Below are 19442 nucleotides of genomic sequence, written 5' to 3'. Positions count from 1 at the left end.
GACAAAAAGATTACAAGAAAAAATCAAGGCATAAATTTACACCTTGATTTCCATTTAAATGCATATATTGAATGTGAAAGGACAGAAATTATTCGGGTTTAAGAAGATGCCATATTGGATTGTAACAAGATTTGATTAAATGATTTTTGCAGTTTTTTGGTGATAGGCCCAACTTGCCCATCTTGAATCGCGGTTCCATCAAGGTGGGTCATTGGTAAAATTTCAATCGTTGTGCCTGTAAAAAAGCATTCATCTGCTTGATAAACGTCACGAACGCTGAAAAGTTCTTCCTGTACAGGTATGTGAAGAGTATTCGCTAAAGAAAGGACATATTGACGAATAATGCCATTTAAAATAAGGTGATTGGCTGGATGTGTGTAAAGAGTTCCGTTTTTAATTAAAAAGAAGTTGGAATGGCTTCCTTCCGTTATAATACCATTCCTTACGAGAAGTGCCTCTTTACAGCCTTTTCGTTCAGCTTTCGTAGCAGCTAGTACGTTTGGTAATAAATTTAATGATTTAATGTCACAGCGTAGCCATCGAGTATCGGGTTCTGATATAGCGCGTATACCATATTCAATCCATAACGCTGGTCTTTCTTTTTTTGTAATATAGGCATAAATTGTTGGAGGGTTGTCATATGAAAATATATGTGTGCGAGCTTGTACACCACGAGATACTTGCAAATAAATTGTGCCATCTTCATGGAAATGATTTCGTTCAATTAATTTGTAAAGTAAAGTGATGAGCTCAGCTTTTGAGAAAGGGAGCGATAATTCTATTTCTTCCATGGATCGATATAATCTCGTTATGTGCGGATCTAATAAATGAAAGTTCCCTTTATATAGGCGAATAACCTCGTAGACACCATCTCCGAACTGCGAACCTCTCTCTTCAAGTTCTATGTACGTTTGTTGTTTTGTTGTATCAATAACTTCATCATTCCAAAGTACAAATTTTTCGTATGCCAATTTCCGTCCCATCCTTTCGTAAGTACGTAAGTAACGTGAAACTTTCATTCATGCGACATAAAAATCACTATAGTAATTTTTATGTAAGCAATTCTCTACATATGACCGTATATGTATTTGTAAATCATAGAGAAGTAAGGATGATTTACCCCGCATTCACGGGCAGTAAAACTTTCACTTAAAAATTAGGGTGGAGCAAAGAAGTGAATTGGGCGAATAACTGCCCGTAGCTGCCCGATTGGTGAGGGCTGATTAAAGTTTCACTTTACAGCATTTTGTATATACAAATTCGAAAATAAGAATGAGAATCCTGCTTTTAAATAAAAAAAAGCAACATTCTTATGGAATGCTGCACAAGGAGGGTAGCTATCTTTCATAGGGACATTGTCTCGTTGAATGTTTTGTGTATGGAAACAAAACATGTTGAAAGACAATTATAAGAAAGTAGAAACAAAAGATTTACACACTTCTTTAAGGGATCTTACGAAAGATGAGAGATAAGAAATATGTAGAACCTCGTTTACATATTTTATTATAGAGATTCTTCATTAACACTATGTGAATATTTGGTAAAGGTTATGTAATTTTAAAGTTAATGAATATAAGTAGTTGTATGGAAGAAAATAAAAAAAGAGGCTGAGATTACTCAGCACTCTTCTTTTCTTCTTTAATAACTGTTTTTACTTCACCAGTTTTGATCTTATTACTTTCAGAGAAGCGAAGTAAGTCACCTTCAATGATTTTATCAGACATGTTCAATTCATTTTGGGCGCGATCAATTAGTGGTTGAGATTCTTCTTTCGGTAATTGTACAACTTCGCCAGTAGCACGGTCATAGAATGTACTGTTTGTGTACATGTATTTATCTGTAACGAAGCTACCGTCACGAAGAACAACGAATCCTTTATTATCAGGTGAGAATACATCATGACCGAATCGAACGTCATTTGTAGAATCTACACCAAGTAAGTTTAGAATAGTTGGTTTAATGTCAATTTCACCAGTTGGTTTCGAAATTGTTTTACCTTCTTTTTGACCTGGAACGTGAATAAACATCGGTGTTTTTTGTAAGTTCATATGGTCAAATGCAGTGATTTCTTCTTTTCCTAAGAACTGTGCCATTGCACGGTTATGGTTTTCAGAAATACCGTAGTGGTCACCGTAGAATACGATTACTGAGTTGTCGTAAATACCTTCTGCTTTTAGACGCTCAATAAAGTGTTTCATTGCTTCGTCTAAGTAACGAGCAGTTACCATGTAACGGTCAAATACGCCATCACCAGAATTGTATTCGTCGATTAATTTTGTACTGTCATCGTAAGTGAATGGGTAATGATTCGTTAAAGTAAGGAAGCGAGTATAGAATGGTTGCTTCACTTGTTTTAACATATCAATAGATTGATCGAAGTACTCGATATCTTTTAATCCCCAGTTTAATTTTGTTTCTGGCGTAATCTTGTAGTCAAGTTCGTTGTAGTAACGATCATAACCAAGTGCTGGATACATAATGTTACGGTTCCAGAATGTTGCGTTGTTTGCGTGGAATACCGACGTGTGATACCCTTGCTGACGTAAAATTTCTGGAGTTGCTGTATATTCATTGTTACCGTGTGTGAAGAATACAGCACCGCGGTCTAGTGGATATAACGAAGTATCTACTAGGAATTCAGCATCAGATGTTTTACCTTGACCAGTTTGATGGAAGAAGTTATCAAAGTAATAACTTTCTTTCGTAAATTGGTTTAAGAATGGTGTAACTTCTTGTCCGTTAACTGTTGCACCAATTAAGAATGTTTGTAATGACTCAAGAGAGACAACAATTACGTTTTTCCCTTTTGCAGTACCGAACATATTTGGATCTGGTTTACTTTGTGTTGTTTTTACGTAGTTTTCTGTTTCTTGTAATTTACTACCGTCAGCGAACGCTTTTTGTGAACTTGATTTTGCTTGTAAGCCAAGATCGTATACTTGGTGTACATATAATCCTAAGTTTTTAACAAGCATAACGCGGTCGAATGAACGTGTTAATAGTTCTGGGCGTTCAGCTTCTGCAAGTCCTAAGTTTGCGAAGAAAATAGCAACTGTTGATACGAAGTATAGAGAACGCATCGGGCGTGCTACACGCTCTGTAGGTGCAAAGTTCTTCATTTTCTTTAATAGAACGAAGAAAACGATAATGTCTGCAAATGCAAGGATAATTTTGTAGTTAAATAATTCTTTCACACTAGAACCTAAACTTCCGAAGTTAGATGTTTGTCCTAGCACCGGTAATGTAACGAAGTCATTGTAGAATCCGTAGAACATTACGTTACCAACAAGAACGATTGTTAAGACAAAATTAATTCCAAGTGCTATATAGTTACGTTTTTTCCCTTTTGCAAATAATGCAAGACCAACAAGCAGTAATGATGCTGCTAATGGGCTAAGGAATAAAATGAATTCTTGCATGAAAGATTCAAGTTTTAAATCAAAGCTTGTGCGTGTAATAAGGTAAGTTTTCAGCCATAAGGCTAAAGCTACGAATAAAGTGAAACGCACATTTTGAAATTGTGATTTCAAGGTTTCTTTCATTCATTTCCACCCTTTCTCTATCAGGCTTGGTCGATTTTGGAGCGAAAAATGCTAAAATAAAAAATACATAGTTTTCTTGGCCATAATTAAAGGTTCTATATTCACCCATATACGACTATAACTATGCATACCCTTTTGGTTTCTTTTGTTGCTCATAAGCATAACGTCATTTCTGTATTATACAACAAAATTCATTTCTGAGAAACACTATAACATTTTACATTTTTTGTATAAGATTTGTCACTACCAGAGAAAACTTTAACATTCGTTTATATGTCCGTCAACTAGAAAATATAACAAAGGTAGAGCAGAATGTTAAGTGGAAGTGAAAATTTTCTTTGTTGAGAAATAAGAAACGAAGATGGGTAAGGGTTATCTAGAAATCTATTATATGAAGGAAATCGTGTGAAAATTAACGAACACTTGTTCTTTTTTGGTTTGTTTGTTACAATGGAAGTTCATTGATAGGTTTTGTGTAATTTCCATGAACTTTTACTGATAACATATTGTAGCTTATTTCTTTTTAAAAATAGGGAGGCTTTTTACATGAAACAAAAATTTTCAGTTGAAGCGTTTTGGAAGAAAGTAAAACATGTTGCAAAGCAAGCAGGGCAGTCGGTCATTTATGCAAGTTTATTACTGTTTTACGTTTTGCAAAGACCCGATGTTCCAAAACGAGTGAAAATTATTGTAATTGGAGCACTTGCTTATTTTATTGCACCGATTGATGCGATTCCAGATTTCATTGCTGGAATTGGCTATACGGATGATTTAGGGGCGTTAACGGCCGCACTAATACAGGTGTCGTTATACGTCAATGAAGATGTGAAAGATAAGGCACGAGTGAAGTTGGCAGAATGGTTTGGTTCGGATATAGACACAACATTTATCGATCAGAAATTAGGTCAATAGGTGAAATCTGTCATGAGGTGACAGGACGAACGTAAGCGAGGAAGTGCATTATGCCATCAGGAAGAACGCATACGAAAATAAACTTAATATCCCTTCCGGTTGTTTTGTTTTTGCTCTTTTCGTATGGATTAACAAATTTTGATTTTTTATTAACTTTTGCAATTGGTTTTTTAGTAGGTACTTCATTTTTAACACCAGATTTAGATACGTACAGTAATGCTTATAACAAATGGGGTTTCTTACGTATATTTTGGTATCCTTATAAGAAAGTAATGCCACATCGATCTTTCTTTACGCATACGATTATACTTGGTGATGTGATTCGTATTGCGTACATGTTAATTGTCTTTTCTCCATTTTTATTACTATTAAATGTAATCGCATTGGATGGTAATTTAATAGAAATTGCGCAGAAACATGAGGTTGAAATTGTAACATTCTTAATGGGAATTGTTGTGGCAAGTACGCTCCACATTATAGCGGATAAAGTGAATACACGCCGAAAGAAAATGATGAGAAAAAAGAAGAAACGCAGAAGATAAAGTGAACGAATTAGGAAAAGGGCCCCTTGCAATTTGCAAGGGGCCCTTTTTAAACAAACATTTGTTTAAAATTAAGCTTTCAGCACTTTAATTCCTTTTACAATGTTCCAGATGAAGTAGTATAAGCTGATGATTCCGCAAATAGCTAAGACAATCATTGATCCAATTCCAAGTGTTACATCTGGTTGATCAGATCCAAGACCCATAATTCCTAAAATAGTTACGCCAATGAATGTAGCGATACTTGGAATGATGTGTGTCCATAGAGCACGTTTTGCATGTGGTTTTGTTTCAGCGTCTCCTACAATCCAAACGATAATAGGGAATAAGATAGGGGCAAATAGTACACTAAAGTATGATAACGCAGCTAATATTTTATTTCCGTTCATATATATCACCTCATAAATAATTTCTGTTGTTATACTATTATTATGCAATAATTTTGGCAAACTTCCTATCGATGAACATTACAAGAACGTGACGATTTTGTAAGATTTTCTGTTAAATAATAAAATTTTCAAAAAAATCTTTTTTAATAGAAATTGTTATGGTACAGTATAAATGAAAGTTGTTGAAAACGTTTTCTTAAACGTTTTTTATTTTAGACTTAAAGGTATGATGACCTGATAGTCTATTGATGGGGTTATTCTATTCAAAAGGGGATTCTTTAGGGGGAGAGAACAATGAACACATGGACACAAGTTTATGATCCATTCGGAAACATTTGGATTTCGGCAGCGGTCGCACTTATTCCGATTATCTTTTTTTTCTTAGCTTTAGCAGTTTTCCGCATGAAAGGGTATGTGGCAGGGTTTATTACAGTTGTACTTACAGTTTTAGTAGCGTTATTTGCTTATAAAATGCCGTTCACGATGGCAATGGCAGCGACCGGATATGGTTTCTTATACGGATTATGGCCAATTGCTTGGATTATCATTATGTCGGTATTTTTATATAAAATTTCTGTGAAAACAGGTCAATTCGATGTGATTCGTGCATCGGTATTATCGATTACGAACGATCATCGTCTACTCGTTATTTTAATTGGATTTTCATTTGGAGCATTTTTAGAAGGGGCGGCAGGATTTGGGGCACCAGTAGCGATTACAGCAGCGCTTCTTGCGGGTCTTGGGTTAAATCCTTTATACGCAGCAGGTCTTTGTTTGATTGCAAATACTGCACCAGTGGCGTTCGGAGCGATGGGAATTCCGATTACAGTTGCTGGACAAGTAACAGGTATTGATCCACATAAAATTGGACAAATGGCTGGGCATCAATTACCGTTCCTATCATTATTTGTTCCATTCTTTATCGTATTTTTAATGGATGGATTTAAAGGGATAAGACAAACGTGGCCTGCGTTACTTGTAGCGGGTAGTTCATTTGCGATTACGCAGTTCATTACAGCGACATTTTTAGGGCCGGAACTTCCGGATATTACATCGGCACTTGTAAGTTTAATTAGTTTAGCGCTGTTCTTAAAAGTTTGGCAGCCGAAAGAAACTTATCAATCCGGGCAAGTAAATAGTGAAGTAGCAGCAACAACGACAGTAGCATCGATGCCGAAATTAACGTTTGGAAAAGTAGTGAAGGCATGGTCCCCATTTATCGTATTAACGGTTATGGTAGTCATTTGGAGCCAAAGTTTCTTTAAGGCATTATTCACTCCAGGAGGAGCTTTAGAAAGTCTCGTATTTAAGTTTGAAATTCCAGGTCTGCATAATCTAGTAATGAAAGCAGAGCCAATTGTAAATAAACCAACGCCTTACGAGGCAATTCTGAAGTTTGATGTATTATCGGCAACCGGAACAGCGATTTTAATTGCTTGTATCATTTCCATGTTTATTTTGAAAATGAATGTAAAAGATGCAGTAGTGACATTTAAAGAAACGTTAAGCGAATTAAAAATGCCAATTCTATCTATCGGATTCGTACTAGGGTTTGCATTTATCGCAAACTATTCTGGTCTATCTTCCACGTTAGCGTTAGCATTAGCTGGAACTGGCGGACTATTCCCGTTCTTCTCACCATTCTTAGGCTGGATTGGCGTATTCTTAACAGGGTCTGATACGTCTGCGAATGCACTGTTCTCGAATTTACAAGCCATTACAGCGCAGCAAGTCGGCGTATCTGAAGTGCTTCTCGTTGCAGCAAATACAACAGGCGGTGTAACAGGTAAAATGATTTCCCCGCAGTCGATTGCGATCGCTTGTGCAGCGGTTGGTCTTGCTGGAAAAGAATCGGATTTGTTCCGTTTTACAGTGAAGCATAGTTTGTTCTTCGTAATTATTGTTGGTATTATGACTTATGTTCAGGCTTATTATTTAACGTGGATGATTCCGTAAACAACAAAAGAAATAAACTTTTAATTTTCCAAATTATGGTGTATGATAGAAAGGTATTGAAAATTAAATCAGTGATAAACTAGGGGTGCCTAACGTATGCGTAGGCTGAGAGAGAAGCGCGTGAACTTCTTAACCCTTTGGACCTAATCTGGCTCGTACCAGCGTAGGGAAGTTAACGGCTTTACATAATGATGTCTTTATGAGCCAGGTCCTTATTTTTTTATGGACCTGGCTCTTTTTATGGAAGATGCGCAAATTGGGAATACCGACAGTAGTGGATAGGGTTGTTCAACAAGCAATCAGTCAAGTGTTTGGTTCAATATTTGAAAAACAATTTAGCGAATCTAGTTACGGCTTTAGACAAGGGCTCTTTTATGTTTGTATTTCGGAACTTCATCATATTTCTTTAAATAATAAGCACGGTAAGTAGCTTCACGAAATTGTACAGAGTTGGCAGCTTCAACCATGTAATAACGAAGATACTGGTTTCCCGTTCGTGTCATGGGTGTTCGTTCCGATTCAAAGTTTCCAGATTGCGATTTTTTCTAGTAAAGACCGGTGTATTTGGCCAATTGTGCTTCGTTCTCAAAGCGTTCAATTTGTCCAACTTCCGCAATGATTCCCGCGGTGTATACGACTCCAATGCCTGGAACACTTGTTAAATATCTCGCTTCTGGAATGGCTTAGAATAAAGCAGTAATGCTTTTTTCTATCTCTTTGATTTGTTTTTTCAATGTTTGAATCAATCGTGCATAAGTGGCTAATACAACGTCCACAGAGTCTTGAACGACCTTACCTAGTCGGTAGGAGTCACGTATGGCTTTCTTGATGGTTTTCGCTAAATCTTCCGGGTCGCTAAAGCGTCCTTTCCCCTTTTTCTGAAGAAGAGTAGCGAGTGCTTCTAGATCCATTTCTGCGATTTCATCCAACGAAAGGGAATCTGAGAGTATTTCCATCATCGTCGCACCAAAAACAGAGGTATTTAACTCTTTCGATAACGTATTACATTTGTAGTAAAGGTTCTTCAGAAAGTGTTGCTTACATTCTGTTTGCTGGTGAACGAGTTGATATCTAGATCGTGTTAAACGTTGAAGGGCAACGTATTTTTCCTCCTTGATAAGAAACTTATTATACCGTCCGATTCGTAAAAAATCGGCAATACGGAAAGCATCTATTTTATCGGTCTTATCTTCTTCAAAGAGTTTTTTATACCGATGGATGGCTTTTGGATTTTGTACGACCACTTCCACGTCTAAAGCCCTCAAATCCTTATCTTCCGTTAGGAACATGGAAGGACGGAAACTATAGACGGAAGTAGATTCCATACCAATGACAATTTTTTTATAGTTGTACAACTGATGAAAATGGAGAACATCCTCCTTAATGGCGTTGGCACCATTCACATCGTTTGAAAGACAAATTTCTTTCAAAACAGTGTCATGACTGTCAAGAAAACATACATCAAGTTTTTCAGAGCTTACATCAATAGCTACGAATAATCTCAAAGAAAGGACCTCCTTTCTTTGAATAGTATTTGGAATGAGCTTGGATACTGTGGGATCTCCCTAGAGTCAAAAACATAGCCACAACCTCGCGTATGAGTATTCAATGATTGCATTGCCTTCATCTAAGCTACTCCTCCCACCATTATGAGAGGTAAGTGAAGGAAACCGATACAGCTTGTGCGTATGCAGTGCATTTTGGTCTGGGTCACAGTCTTTTAACGTGGTCGAACTACAGGAGGAGTAAGCATATTCCCGATGGATCCATTTCCATACTTCCATTATCTGGGGAAATCCCCCAGTATCCAAGACTAAATTTTACCCATACATCATTTTTTTGATGTAGCTCTTGAAGATAAAAACTATTTAATTTTCAAGGAACAGTTATTAACTTAAAACTTATTATACGAGGAGGGTGTATCATGAAAAAAATATGCTTTGTATTAATTGTCGACGCTGGTATAAATTATGGTTCAATATTTTCTCTACCATTTTTAAGGAATCAGGATGATTTGAAGGAATATTTTTCTAAGTATTATGATGTTTCAATTAATTATATTAGGGATAAAAACTCAGTTGACTATTTGGTAGTTCCCAAACCGTGTCTAGCTTTTGATAATGAAAATAATCTTCCAATAATTGAAGTACCAGCAATCTTATTTATGGAAAAGAATTTTGAAAAAATAAAGACTTATATAGACAATTATTTTTCTAATAACTCATAAAGAAAATAAAAGTACAGTAAAAAGAAGTCCGATAAAAAACGAGTGGTGTAGAATATTTCTATTAATCATTCGTTTTTTATTATATTTACATATATTTTTTAAAAGAGGATTATAGACGTTCTGAAAAAAAATAATTATAACAAGAATAGTGTTCGTGCTACTATCTACGGTTATTTTTTGTACTAAGTACCCCTTTAACTAACAAGACAACAAAAAATAATTAACATATTAAGGAAATTACGTTACAATAAATGTAAGAGATTTTTCTTTGAGTTTTAGCTCTGAATAATAAAGATAGTTAAATCACTAAATGGAGGAGCAGGTCAATTTTGTTCCTTGTATAGTAAATTGTTACCTATCTCTATTGCAGGTTGTATGGCAGGTAACAGTAGCAGTTGTAGCGAAATACAGCAGAGACAAAGGCTCTTTGGCAAACGGGACTGATGAATGTATTTGGCAAGTAAAAAATGGTTCTTCCCGAAGTTAGTTGAAAAGTCTCATTCTCTCCAAAAGTAGAATCTTTGTCCGCAATGTGGAGAATTTGCATCGATCATACATGATTCTTTTAATAAGCTTTAACTTGTTTATGCTCCCTTCGGTAAGACCATTATTATTCTCATAAGTTACCGCATTTCTGACAGCTTCAATATCCCGGGCTAATCCATTCGTAAAGCTCTTAAACTCTTGTATATTAGTATTCTTAATTTTCTTAATACAATGGTTGAGATTCTCAACACTCTTTGTGGTGAAGATGTTTTTAAACTCCCATGTTAAATCATAAACTATTTTTACAATAGGGTGTTCTTCGTAATTATTGTTGGTATTATAACGTATGTTCAAGCATATTATTTAACGTGGATGATTCCATAAAGAGAAAAAGAAATAACCTTTGCATTTTTCAGATTATCGTGTATGATGGGAAAGTATTGAAAATTAAATCAGTGATAAACTAGGGGTGCCTAACGTATGCGTAGGCTGAGAGAGAAGCGCGTGATCTTCTTAACCCTTTGGACCTGATCTGGCTCGTACCAGCGTAGGGAAGTTAACGGCTTTACATAATGATGTCTTTTATGAGCCAGGTCCTTATTTTTTTATGGACCTGGCTCTTTTTATTTTGGCATGCGCTGGCCATATCTCGTCCTTGTCACGAACAGGGGAGGCAACAAAGGTTATGAAACAGTCTGTTTCAGCTGAGCAAATTGAATTGAAATCGAGTTTACCAGGGAGTAAGAAAGTATATGTGGATGGACCACGCGCAGGCATGAAAGTGCCGATGCGTGAGATTGAACAAAGCGAAACGAACGGCATCCCAAATCCTCCAGTCCGTGTGTATGATACGAGCGGTCCTTATACGGATCCGGCGTATAAAGTGGAGCTGGAAAAGGGAATTCCAACGCCGCGTCATTCTTGGATCATGGAGCGCGGGGATGTAGAGGCATATGAAGGGCGCGAGGTGAAACCAGAGGATGATGGTGTGAAAGTGGCTTCGAAACATACACCTGTTTTCCCGCAAATGGATCGCCAGCCGCTTAGAGCGAAGCAAGGTGCAAATGTTACGCAAATGCATTATGCGCGTAATGGCATTATTACGTCTGAGATGGAATACGTTGCAATTCGTGAAGGAGTAGAGCCGGAGTTTGTTCGTAAGGAAATCGCAGAAGGCCGCGCTATTTTACCAGCGAATATTAATCATCCAGAAGCAGAACCGATGATTATCGGGCGTAATTTCCACGTGAAGGTAAATGCAAATATCGGAAACTCTGCTGTATCTTCTTCTATTGCAGAAGAAGTAGAGAAGATGACGTGGGCAACGCGCTGGGGTGCAGATACGATTATGGATTTATCTACAGGTAAAAACATTCATACGACGCGTGAGTGGATTATTCGTAATGCGCCTGTACCAGTTGGAACTGTACCGATCTATCAAGCGCTGGAAAAAGTAAACGGAATTGCAGAAGATTTAACATGGGAAGTGTACCGTGATACGTTAATTGAGCAAGCGGAGCAAGGCGTTGATTACTTTACGATTCACGCTGGTGTATTGCTTCGTTACATTCCAATTACTGCAAAGCGTACGACAGGTATCGTTTCGCGTGGTGGTTCGATTATGGCGCAGTGGTGTTTATTCCATCATAAAGAAAACTTCCTATATACTCATTTTGAAGAGATTTGTGAAATTATGAAGCAGTACGATGTTTCGTTCTCTCTTGGAGATGGATTACGTCCAGGATCGATTGCAGATGCAAATGACGAAGCACAATTCTCTGAGCTTGAAACACTTGGTGAATTAACGAAAATTGCTTGGAAACATGATGTGCAAGTTATGATCGAAGGACCTGGACACGTACCGATGCACTTAATTAAAGAGAATATGGAGAAAGAGCTTGATATTTGTCAGGGCGCGCCGTTTTATACACTTGGGCCACTAACGACAGATATTGCACCAGGTTATGACCATATTACATCGGCAATTGGAGCTGCGATGATCGGTTGGTTTGGAACGGCGATGCTTTGTTATGTAACGCCGAAAGAACATTTAGGTTTGCCAAACAAAGATGATGTACGCACGGGTGTTATTACGTACAAAATTGCAGCGCATGCGGCTGATCTTGCGAAAGGACATAAAACGGCTCATCAGCGTGATGATGCACTTTCAAAAGCACGTTTCGAATTCCGTTGGCGCGATCAATTTAATTTATCTTTAGATCCTGAACGTGCGATGGAATATCACGATGAAACGTTGCCTGCAGAAGGGGCAAAGACAGCTCACTTCTGTTCAATGTGTGGACCGAAGTTTTGTAGTATGAGAATTTCACATGATATTCGTGAATATGCAAAAGAAAATGATTTAGAAACGACAGAAGCAATTGAAAAAGGAATGAAAGAGAAAGCAGAAGAATTTAAAGAAGCTGGTAGTCATTTATATCAATAACACGTTACACCTCTTTACTTGATTGATCACACTGTAGTACCTAACTTTATTATAGAAGAATCCCCATTTGCTAAGACGGTAGCAAATGGGGATTCTGTTGTTTATAAGGCAAAGAAGAGATGTACCCAGTAGAATAAGAGGAATAGTGTGACGACTGTTGTGAGCGGGATAACGATAAGGGATACACTTAAATAGTCTTTCCATTTTACTTTAATTTTGTTTTGTTTCAGAATATACATCCAAATGAGTGAAGCTAGTGTACCAATTGGTAGTAATAGTGAACCGATGTCACTACCAATGATGTTTGCAAGATAGATTGTTTTTAATGTGACTGGATCTAGTCCCATTTCTGTTAATGTGATTGTACCAATCATAAGGGCAGGATGGTTATTGAAGACGTTAGAGAGGATGGATACAAGTCCGCCCATTGCAAAGCTAGCATAGAGTAGATGCTGATTCACAATTGGCTCGAGCCATTGTACAAGTGCAGCTGTTAATCCTGCGTTGTGGAGTCCGTAAATAATGACGTACATAGAGAAGGCGAAAATTAAAATGTGCCACGGTGTCTTTTTCAAAATGTCGACAGGGTTTGTTCGTAAGTAGTACCATCTCCAAATGAGAAGAACGAGTGAACCAAGTACTGCAACGATTTCAATTGGGATGGATAAGAAGGATGCAACGAATAGAAGACAGCGCATCAGGAAGACGAAACCTAATACTTTTAACATGAATCTTGTCCGTTTTTGTTTCGTATCAACAGAATTATTTCCTTTTAGTGGATGGAAGTTTTTCGTGAAGAAAATTTCTTCAATATCATATGAAGAAACAGGTAATTTTTTCGGAAGTTTTTTCTTCAAAACTGTATACATGAGCCATGACATAAATAATAAGCCTAATGTTGCAGGTACAAACATCATAGCAGTATGCATATAAAGAGTCATATTAACGATATTTAATGCAATTAAGTTTACGATATTACTTACACCAATTGGTGCACTAGATGCGGTAGCGATTAAAGCTCCGCTTAATAAATAAGGAATTTGTTGATGTGGTTTTAATTGAAGGTTTTTTAGAAGAAGAATTAAAATGGGAGTTGTAATTAAAATACTACCGTCGTTATTAAATAAAAGAGTCATAAGAAAACATAATAATTGAATATACCAGTATAGACGGCGTCCAGAACCTTTCGCTAGATTTGCCAGTTTCGCTGCGGACCAATGGAAGAAGCCGAAGCTTTCTAATATAACTGCCATGACGATGGTCGCTAATATTGTTATGGAAGCACCGCCAATTTTACTTATAATATCCATGACGTCTGGTTTTGATACAAGTCCAGTAATTATGATGATACCAGCTCCGATTGCTGCTGGCCACGCCTCATTCAAACCTCGAGGCCGCCAAAAGATAACGATCATCGTTAAGAAGAATACAATAATAGTAATCCATATTTCAATGCTCATATTTTGCCTACCTTTCTATTTTCCCTTGAACAGATGTAGCTTGTCTCAAGTTTATATTGGTAGTATATTCAGCAAAAAATAAGAAGAACTAGACGTATAACGAGATGAAGCGAATATGTGTTTTTCAAGCTAAAGGACAAGTGTCACGAATAGTGAAATAACTATTATGAGAGGAGTCTATAAATTATTGGGGCAGTAAAATAGTAAATGAAATTTATATGGGCGATTATGGAGATATATTGACGCAACTTAAAATATATCAGCGATTATGGAGATATATCGGCGCAACTTAAAATATATCAGCGATTATGGAGATATATCGGCGCAACTTAAAATATATCAGCGATTATGGAGATATATCGGCGCAACTCAAAATATATCAGCGATTATGGAGATATATCGGCGCAACTCAAAATATATCAGCGATTTTTAAAATATATCGACTTATCGACAAAACATGACAAAAGGAGTCTATTCCAAAATGCCTTTTGGGACAGACTCCAAGACTATATTATTTTTCCTTCAAAAAAGTACGATCCTTCAAGAATAAATTCCAGAAGAAAATAAATCCTGGTAATAAAATTGCAATCCCAATTGCGTATAGAATGAGCAGTGCATAGAACGTTTCTGTCGTTGTGAAGCTTGTAAATACAGTTACGTCAGGATAAATAATATACGGTAAATGCGCGACACCGTAAGCGTAGCTTGCAAATGCATATTGAGCGACGACAGCTAAAACGGCAATGCGAGGGTATCCTAGTGTATTGTATTTTTTGTTTGTCCACCAAAGGGACGAGTATCCGATAACGAATAAAACAATAGAAACTGTAAACCACGGGAATTGCTTTATTAATCCTTGCATAAGCCAATGTGTTTCTGGGTCCATTACAACGAGGGCGATGATTGCTGTAACGAGCGTTGCAGGACCAAGAATGATAGCATTTCTTCTATAAATTCTATACGTATCTTCTGAACTTTGTTCTCTCGCAAAATCAGCAAGAAAGAGAGAGGAGAGAAATAGTTCAGACGTTAGTCCGAAAAGCATATAACAGTAGATAACCGGGCTAGAAAGAAGTTTTCCATACAGGAGTACTTCTTTTCCTTCAGACATTGTAATATAGGCTCCCTCTGTAACGGGTAAAACGGTAATTAATAGTGCTGGAATTAAGAGACCAGTAATACCTGAAATAACCCGAAGAAGGTACTGATATTTTGGCAAGGAGTAAGCAAATACCATAAACGTACTACGTACTGCAACGAGCACTAAAATTAACATAACTGGTACGAACATTACTGTCGCAAGAGTAAAGGCCGCTTTCGGAAAGAAGCCGAGAAATGCGACAACGACGAAGACGAGAAACGTATTTGTTACCTCCCAAGTTGGTGATAAGTACCGATTCGCAAGTTTAGCAGCGAGCGTCGGATGTTTTGCGTATACCATGCCCCAAAAACCAGCTCCAAAATCAATGGACCCTAGTATACTGTATACGAAAATAAGGGCCCATAAGATGATGATTGCAATACTTTCCTCATGCATGAGAATCGCCTCCTTGGTGTTGTAAATCATTCTTTAATGGATGTCTTCTAAAGAATGTCCGTAGAACAATGACTGTTAAAATAGCGAGTCCAATATATAAAATGATGAACAAAACAAATAAAGGACCGACGAAATCGGCGCGTGTAGATGCATCGACGGTACGTTGCATACCATAAATTGTCCATGGTTGACGACCGCTACAACTGAAAATCCATCCGAATTCAATACCGAGCATCATAATTGGTCCGCATGCGGCAGCCCCCCAAAGTAGCCACTTCGGTAGTTCTGTTCCCTTTTTTCGGTAAACGAAGTACCAATATAAGAGCGCAATTGCTGCAACTGCAAAGGTAAACGCAGCGGTGCCGACCATTAAGTTGAATAGTGTATGTGTATAAAATGGTGGCCATGTTTCTTGGGGAAATTCCTTTAGACCTTTTACGACAGTGCTAGGGTCTAGTCCCACTAATAAGCTAAGCATGTTGGGAATTTCAAGTGCATAGTTTAGTTCAAGTGTATTGGGATCCACAACTCCGCCAATGGATAGCGGTGCGTGTGATGTCGTTTCAAATAAAGCTTCAGCAGATGCAAGTTTTTCAGGTGAGTGTTTATGTAAGGCGATCGCTGATTCATGTCCTGAAAGCCACATCGTAGCGCCTGTAATAAATGTAACGACAAGCCCTAATAGCAGCCCTTTTTTATGATAAGCAATTTCACGTGTACTTAAATTTTTCTTCAATAATTTAAATCCAGCGATAGAAGCAATGACAGCCGCACCAGTTGCATAAGCCGTAATAACGACATGGAATGCACTTGTACCAAAACTCGGATTAAAGAAAGCTTTCCAAGGATCAACGTTAAAAACAGATCCATCTGGATTCATTGAAAAGCCTGCTGGTGTATTCATCCATGTATTTGCTGATGTAATAAGCACGGCGGATGCCGTGGCACCAAGCATGACGAAAAATAGCGAGATTAATCTCATAAATGGAGGAAGTTTATCGGCTGCATATACGTAAATCGACATGAATAAAGCCTCCAAAAAGAAGGCGAAAATCTCAATTTGGAAGGGAACAGAAATAACTTGCCCAACAATTTTGGCGAAACCAGGCCAAAGAAGTGAGATTTGCACACCAACGATTGTTCCAGTTGGAATTGCTACACCGAGAAGAATAGCAAACGCCTTTGTCCATCTTTTCGCCATAATGGCATAGTCGGAGTCTTTCTTCCAGTGATAGAGTATTTCGCTTATAAAAATCATCAATGAAAGTCCGACCCCAAGTGTTGCAAAGATAATGTGGAATGCTAATGAAGAACCGAAAAATGCTCTTGCTAATGTTACCGTATCCATATGTAAACTCCTCTTCTTTTTTGCCATTATTTTCTGATTGAATTGGAAGATTTATTCAAAAAAACTACCAAAAATATATATGTATTTAAAAAGTGAATATGATAATATAATGTTGTAATATTTTGAATAGAAAGAAATAAATAGTTGGTCATGTTTTGTTTGTTTTTTGCTCAGGAATCTTTTATAATCTTTTATGCGAACATAAGTTCTGTTTTTAGAATGAAGAAGTTTATGTGAAATGGAGAGGGTGTTTTATGTATCCTGAAGTCATTAAAAAGATGGCATTTTCAAAAGAGCATAGAGATTTATTATTGAAGCTATATAATAAAGAAATTACACGTCGTGAATATGATCGACTTGTACAATCGCTATATAAACCTTCTAAAGAGGTTTGCGAGGGATAGAAATGGGGGGAGACAATCTAATAGATTGTCTTTTTTAAATTTATGTATGTTCTGATAAAATTAAGGTTAGCCTTACTAGGGAGGTGAAAAGATTGCGGAAACGTTTATATATAGGGATTGGAGTTATCTTCTTAATCGCTTTAGGTGGAATTGTATTTTGGTCAGCTTTACAAGGAAACCGTACAGAAAATTTTATTTTAAGACATATGGTGAATGACAATGGAACACTTGCCACGTATCGTTTAGTAGATACTAAGGCAGGTACGGGTGAAGCTAAGGGACGTGAAGCTTTATCAGAATCGGCGGGATTATGGTTACAGTATACACTTGATAAAGATGATCAGGCGTTATTTGATGAGCAAGTAAAGGTTATTCAAGATAATTTCATATATAAGAATCATATCGTTTTATGGAAACTCTCTGAAAAGGGAGAGAGACAGTCAGCTACAAATGCACTTATAGATGATCTTCGTATTATAGAACAATTATATCGTGCTTATGAAATGTATAAGGAAGAGCGTTATAAAAACCTTGCCGATCAATTAAGTGATGCTGTACTTCGTTATAATAAAAAAGATAATTATTATGTTGATTATTATGATGCAGATGCAGGGAAACAAAATAATTTTGTAACAACATCATACATAAATCCGCGTGCATTCTCCTATATGAAGAAGTACGGCAAAGTTTCTGCTCAGCAATATCAGGAAGTCGTTCAATTTTTAGCAGATTATCCAAGGCATGGCTGGGCATTCCCAAAAGAGTATAAAGAAGATGGTACATTTACGTACGATAAAGAAGTGAATCTTATTGACCAATCATACGTTGCATATCATCGAAGTTTAGGTGGTCTTTCATCAGCTGCTTATTTGGAATTTATAAAAAAGAAGTTCCAGGAGGATGGAAAGCTATACGGTCGTTACAATTTAGAAACGGGAAAACAAACTGTGAATTATGAATCGCCGGCCGCGTATGGACTAACGATTTTGTACGTACTACAAACAGGTGATACAAAGTTTGCGAAGGAATTGTATGATCATATGGCCACATTCCGAAATGACAACGTATTTAGTAGATATTACGGTGGATATGTAACAGGTGAAAATAATAATACGCATATTTTTGATAACGTACTACCACTTTTAGCTGAAATGGAATTAAAGAAGAGTGAACAATAAGAGGTGCCACCATATGAGGGTGGCACCTTTTATTTGTTCATATAATTTTACGTCCTAATATTAGAGAAGTAGTCAATCACGAATTCACGGAATTGCTGAGCTGTTTTTGATAAGTAGCGTTTTTTTGACCAACTTAATCCGATGGTTCGCTGACAAGTGGGTTCAATAATACGCAACTTGCTCGATGCTAAAGTAGAGTTTTTTAATAAAGTTAAACTTGGAACAAAAGCGATGCCGAGACCTTGCTTAATGAGGTCGCTAATCACGGTCGGTTCATCGACTTCAAAAGCAATATGTGGAGTGAAACCAGCTTCTTTACAAAATTCATCCGTTAAGTGTCGAAATCCATAACCAGTGTTCATACTAATGAACGGTTCGTCCTTTACTTCATGGAGGTGGATATTTTCTCGGCCTGATAAACGATGGCCTGAAGGGACGACTAAGAAAATTTCTTCTGTAATAAGTGGTTCCCAAACAATTTCTTCTCCTTCAATTGGCACAGAGGAGATACAAAAGTCAATTTCTATATTATCTAGTTGTCGTTTCATAGAAGGAGTGGATGCCAGAAATTGTTGGAACCGAACGTTAGGATGTTCTAGTAAAAAAGAGCCAAGTAGTTCTGGTAATATTCTCGGAATAGAAACGGCTAGTGTAATAGAGCTTTGTTGTAATTCGGCTAAATCTTTAATTTCTCGTTCCCCTTCGCTTAATTCATGAAAAATACGCTCTACTCGTTTTAAAAATACTTTTCCGAAAGAATTTAAAGTAATCTGTCGACCTTGGCGATCAAATAAAGGAACGCCTAAATCCTTTTCGAGTCTAGCTATTGTTTTGCTGAGTGAAGGTTGTGCGATATGCAATTCTTCAGCTGCCTTTGTCATATGTTCTAGTCGTGCGACTGTCTGAAAGTATTTTAACTGGAGCAGTTCCATTTCGAGTCTCCTTTCTATAGACCAAAAGGAATGAATTAATAATTAAAGATGTATTATACAGTATGGAAAGTGACGTGTATAGT

The 19442-nt window shown here is 37.1% G+C and carries 17 protein-coding genes, 2 pseudogenes and 2 riboswitches; of the genes and pseudogenes, 9 read left to right on the top strand and 10 right to left on the bottom strand.

Translation table 11 applies throughout. The annotated features are described in order from the left end of the window. Nucleotides 1-98: 98 nt before the first annotated feature. The gene (locus DN399_RS25760) at nt 99-983 is read right to left on the bottom strand and encodes a D-amino-acid transaminase (RefSeq protein ID WP_080342281.1); all 885 of its coding nucleotides are present in this window, start codon (nt 981-983) and stop codon (nt 99-101) included. 630 nt (nt 984-1613) lie between these two features. Further along, nucleotides 1614-3542: an LTA synthase family protein gene (locus tag DN399_RS25755; protein WP_000665335.1), complete on the bottom strand. Its 1929-nt coding sequence runs from the start codon at nt 3540-3542 to the stop codon at nt 1614-1616. Between the two features lie 546 nt (nt 3543-4088). On the opposite strand from DN399_RS25755, the gene DN399_RS25745 reads away from it, so the two are divergent. Further along, the gene (locus DN399_RS25745) at nt 4089-4454 is read left to right on the top strand and encodes a YkvA family protein (protein ID WP_000810369.1); all 366 of its coding nucleotides are present in this window, start codon (nt 4089-4091) and stop codon (nt 4452-4454) included. 50 nt (nt 4455-4504) lie between these two features. After that, nucleotides 4505-4996, top strand: a complete 492-nt coding sequence (locus tag DN399_RS25740; protein ID WP_001139061.1) for a metal-binding protein — start codon at nt 4505-4507, stop codon at nt 4994-4996. A 71-nt stretch (nt 4997-5067) separates the two neighbouring features. On the opposite strand, the gene DN399_RS25735 is transcribed toward DN399_RS25740, so the two are convergent. Further along, the gene (locus tag DN399_RS25735) at nt 5068-5385 is read right to left on the bottom strand and encodes a magnetosome magnetite crystal formation protein family (RefSeq protein WP_001014099.1); all 318 of its coding nucleotides are present in this window, start codon (nt 5383-5385) and stop codon (nt 5068-5070) included. 294 nt (nt 5386-5679) lie between these two features. Here DN399_RS25735 and lldP point away from each other — a divergent pair, with 294 nt between their 5' ends. Together lldP and DN399_RS28790 are read left to right on the top strand one after the other, a co-directional pair. Continuing rightward, nucleotides 5680-7341, top strand: a complete 1662-nt coding sequence (lldP, locus tag DN399_RS25730) for an L-lactate permease (protein WP_046393082.1) — start codon at nt 5680-5682, stop codon at nt 7339-7341. Nucleotides 7342-7412: 71 nt separating this feature from the next. After that, a riboswitch (TPP riboswitch) is annotated at nt 7413-7528 on the top strand. A 69-nt stretch (nt 7529-7597) separates the two neighbouring features. Next, nucleotides 7598-7771: a reverse transcriptase family protein gene (locus DN399_RS28790; RefSeq protein ID WP_033695279.1), complete on the top strand. Its 174-nt coding sequence runs from the start codon at nt 7598-7600 to the stop codon at nt 7769-7771. Here DN399_RS28790 and DN399_RS28785 read toward each other — a convergent pair. Both DN399_RS28785 and DN399_RS25720 read right to left on the bottom strand, forming a co-directional pair. Beyond that, nucleotides 7698-7958 (bottom strand): annotated as a pseudogene (locus tag DN399_RS28785) (transposase). The gene DN399_RS28790 and the pseudogene DN399_RS28785 sit on opposite strands and share 74 nt — an antisense overlap. A 66-nt stretch (nt 7959-8024) precedes the next feature. Continuing rightward, nucleotides 8025-8846 carry an IS110 family transposase gene (locus tag DN399_RS25720; RefSeq protein ID WP_074553754.1) on the bottom strand — a complete coding sequence of 274 codons (822 nt, stop codon included), beginning with the start codon at nt 8844-8846 and terminating at the stop codon, nt 8025-8027. Nucleotides 8847-9265: 419 nt separating this feature from the next. On the opposite strand from DN399_RS25720, the gene DN399_RS25715 reads away from it, so the two are divergent. Continuing rightward, on the top strand, nt 9266-9568 hold the full coding sequence (locus DN399_RS25715) for a hypothetical protein (RefSeq protein ID WP_086388899.1): 303 nt from the start codon (nt 9266-9268) through the stop codon (nt 9566-9568). 483 nt (nt 9569-10051) lie between these two features. Here DN399_RS25715 and DN399_RS28780 read toward each other — a convergent pair whose 3' ends face one another. Further along, nucleotides 10052-10321: a transposase gene (locus tag DN399_RS28780; RefSeq protein ID WP_367946495.1), complete on the bottom strand. Its 270-nt coding sequence runs from the start codon at nt 10319-10321 to the stop codon at nt 10052-10054. A gap of 45 nt (nt 10322-10366) precedes the next feature. Here DN399_RS28780 and DN399_RS28775 point away from each other — a divergent pair. Together DN399_RS28775 and thiC are read left to right on the top strand one after the other, a co-directional pair. Continuing rightward, a pseudogene (locus DN399_RS28775) lies at nt 10367-10438 on the top strand (L-lactate permease); the annotation flags it as partial. A 71-nt stretch (nt 10439-10509) separates the two neighbouring features. Next, nucleotides 10510-10625, top strand: a riboswitch (TPP riboswitch). A gap of 114 nt (nt 10626-10739) precedes the next feature. Continuing rightward, nucleotides 10740-12500 (top strand): phosphomethylpyrimidine synthase ThiC, encoded by a 1761-nt coding sequence (thiC, locus tag DN399_RS25705; RefSeq protein WP_000814450.1) that lies wholly within the window; start codon nt 10740-10742, stop codon nt 12498-12500. A 101-nt stretch (nt 12501-12601) separates the two neighbouring features. On the opposite strand, the gene DN399_RS25700 is transcribed toward thiC, so the two are convergent. The 3 genes from DN399_RS25700 to cydA form a co-directional block, all read right to left on the bottom strand. Further along, on the bottom strand, nt 12602-13960 hold the full coding sequence (locus DN399_RS25700; protein ID WP_000021123.1) for an arsenic transporter: 1359 nt from the start codon (nt 13958-13960) through the stop codon (nt 12602-12604). Between the two features lie 511 nt (nt 13961-14471). After that, the gene (locus DN399_RS25695) at nt 14472-15497 is read right to left on the bottom strand and encodes a cytochrome d ubiquinol oxidase subunit II (protein WP_000544187.1); all 1026 of its coding nucleotides are present in this window, start codon (nt 15495-15497) and stop codon (nt 14472-14474) included. Next, entirely contained in the window at nt 15490-16845 is a 1356-nt protein-coding gene (cydA, locus tag DN399_RS25690; protein ID WP_000381978.1) for a cytochrome ubiquinol oxidase subunit I, read from the bottom strand. The genes DN399_RS25695 and cydA overlap by 8 nt, the downstream gene beginning before the upstream one ends. A gap of 254 nt (nt 16846-17099) precedes the next feature. Between cydA and DN399_RS28200 the strand changes: the two genes are divergently transcribed. Together DN399_RS28200 and DN399_RS25685 are read left to right on the top strand one after the other, a co-directional pair. Further along, nucleotides 17100-17249 carry a hypothetical protein gene (locus DN399_RS28200; protein ID WP_000283179.1) on the top strand — a complete coding sequence of 50 codons (150 nt, stop codon included), beginning with the start codon at nt 17100-17102 and terminating at the stop codon, nt 17247-17249. A 92-nt stretch (nt 17250-17341) separates the two neighbouring features. Then, nucleotides 17342-18427, top strand: a complete 1086-nt coding sequence (locus DN399_RS25685; RefSeq protein ID WP_001231662.1) for a hypothetical protein — start codon at nt 17342-17344, stop codon at nt 18425-18427. Nucleotides 18428-18474: 47 nt separating this feature from the next. On the opposite strand, the gene DN399_RS25680 is transcribed toward DN399_RS25685, so the two are convergent. Further along, a complete protein-coding gene (locus tag DN399_RS25680; RefSeq protein WP_000421926.1) occupies nt 18475-19359 on the bottom strand; it encodes a LysR family transcriptional regulator in 885 nt (294 codons plus the stop codon). Nucleotides 19360-19442: the final 83 nt, after the last annotated feature.

Origin of the sequence: Bacillus sp. AR4-2 (assembly GCF_008274865.1) — a bacterium.
In the GTDB taxonomy this organism is placed as follows: domain Bacteria; phylum Bacillota; class Bacilli; order Bacillales; family Bacillaceae_G; genus Bacillus_A; species Bacillus_A cereus.
The sequence above is the reverse complement of the archived record's forward strand: the minus strand, read 5'-3'. Positions and strand labels throughout refer to the sequence as shown.

Excerpts from the sequence above, each read along its gene's own strand:
- DN399_RS25760 (WP_080342281.1), bottom strand. The coding sequence starts at position 983 with ATGGGACGGAAATTGGCATACGAAAAATTTGTACTTTGGAATGATGAA.
- DN399_RS25755 (WP_000665335.1), bottom strand. The coding sequence starts at position 3,542 with ATGAAAGAAACCTTGAAATCACAATTTCAAAATGTGCGTTTCACTTTA.
- DN399_RS25745 (WP_000810369.1), top strand. The coding sequence starts at position 4,089 with ATGAAACAAAAATTTTCAGTTGAAGCGTTTTGGAAGAAAGTAAAACAT.
- DN399_RS25740 (WP_001139061.1), top strand. The coding sequence starts at position 4,505 with ATGCCATCAGGAAGAACGCATACGAAAATAAACTTAATATCCCTTCCG.
- DN399_RS25735 (WP_001014099.1), bottom strand. The coding sequence starts at position 5,385 with ATGAACGGAAATAAAATATTAGCTGCGTTATCATACTTTAGTGTACTA.
- lldP (WP_046393082.1), top strand. The coding sequence starts at position 5,680 with ATGAACACATGGACACAAGTTTATGATCCATTCGGAAACATTTGGATT.
- DN399_RS25715 (WP_086388899.1), top strand. The coding sequence starts at position 9,266 with ATGAAAAAAATATGCTTTGTATTAATTGTCGACGCTGGTATAAATTAT.
- thiC (WP_000814450.1), top strand. The coding sequence starts at position 10,740 with ATGAAACAGTCTGTTTCAGCTGAGCAAATTGAATTGAAATCGAGTTTA.
- DN399_RS25700 (WP_000021123.1), bottom strand. The coding sequence starts at position 13,960 with ATGAGCATTGAAATATGGATTACTATTATTGTATTCTTCTTAACGATG.
- DN399_RS25695 (WP_000544187.1), bottom strand. The coding sequence starts at position 15,497 with ATGCATGAGGAAAGTATTGCAATCATCATCTTATGGGCCCTTATTTTC.
- cydA (WP_000381978.1), bottom strand. The coding sequence starts at position 16,845 with ATGGATACGGTAACATTAGCAAGAGCATTTTTCGGTTCTTCATTAGCA.
- DN399_RS28200 (WP_000283179.1), top strand. The coding sequence starts at position 17,100 with ATGTATCCTGAAGTCATTAAAAAGATGGCATTTTCAAAAGAGCATAGA.
- DN399_RS25680 (WP_000421926.1), bottom strand. The coding sequence starts at position 19,359 with ATGGAACTGCTCCAGTTAAAATACTTTCAGACAGTCGCACGACTAGAA.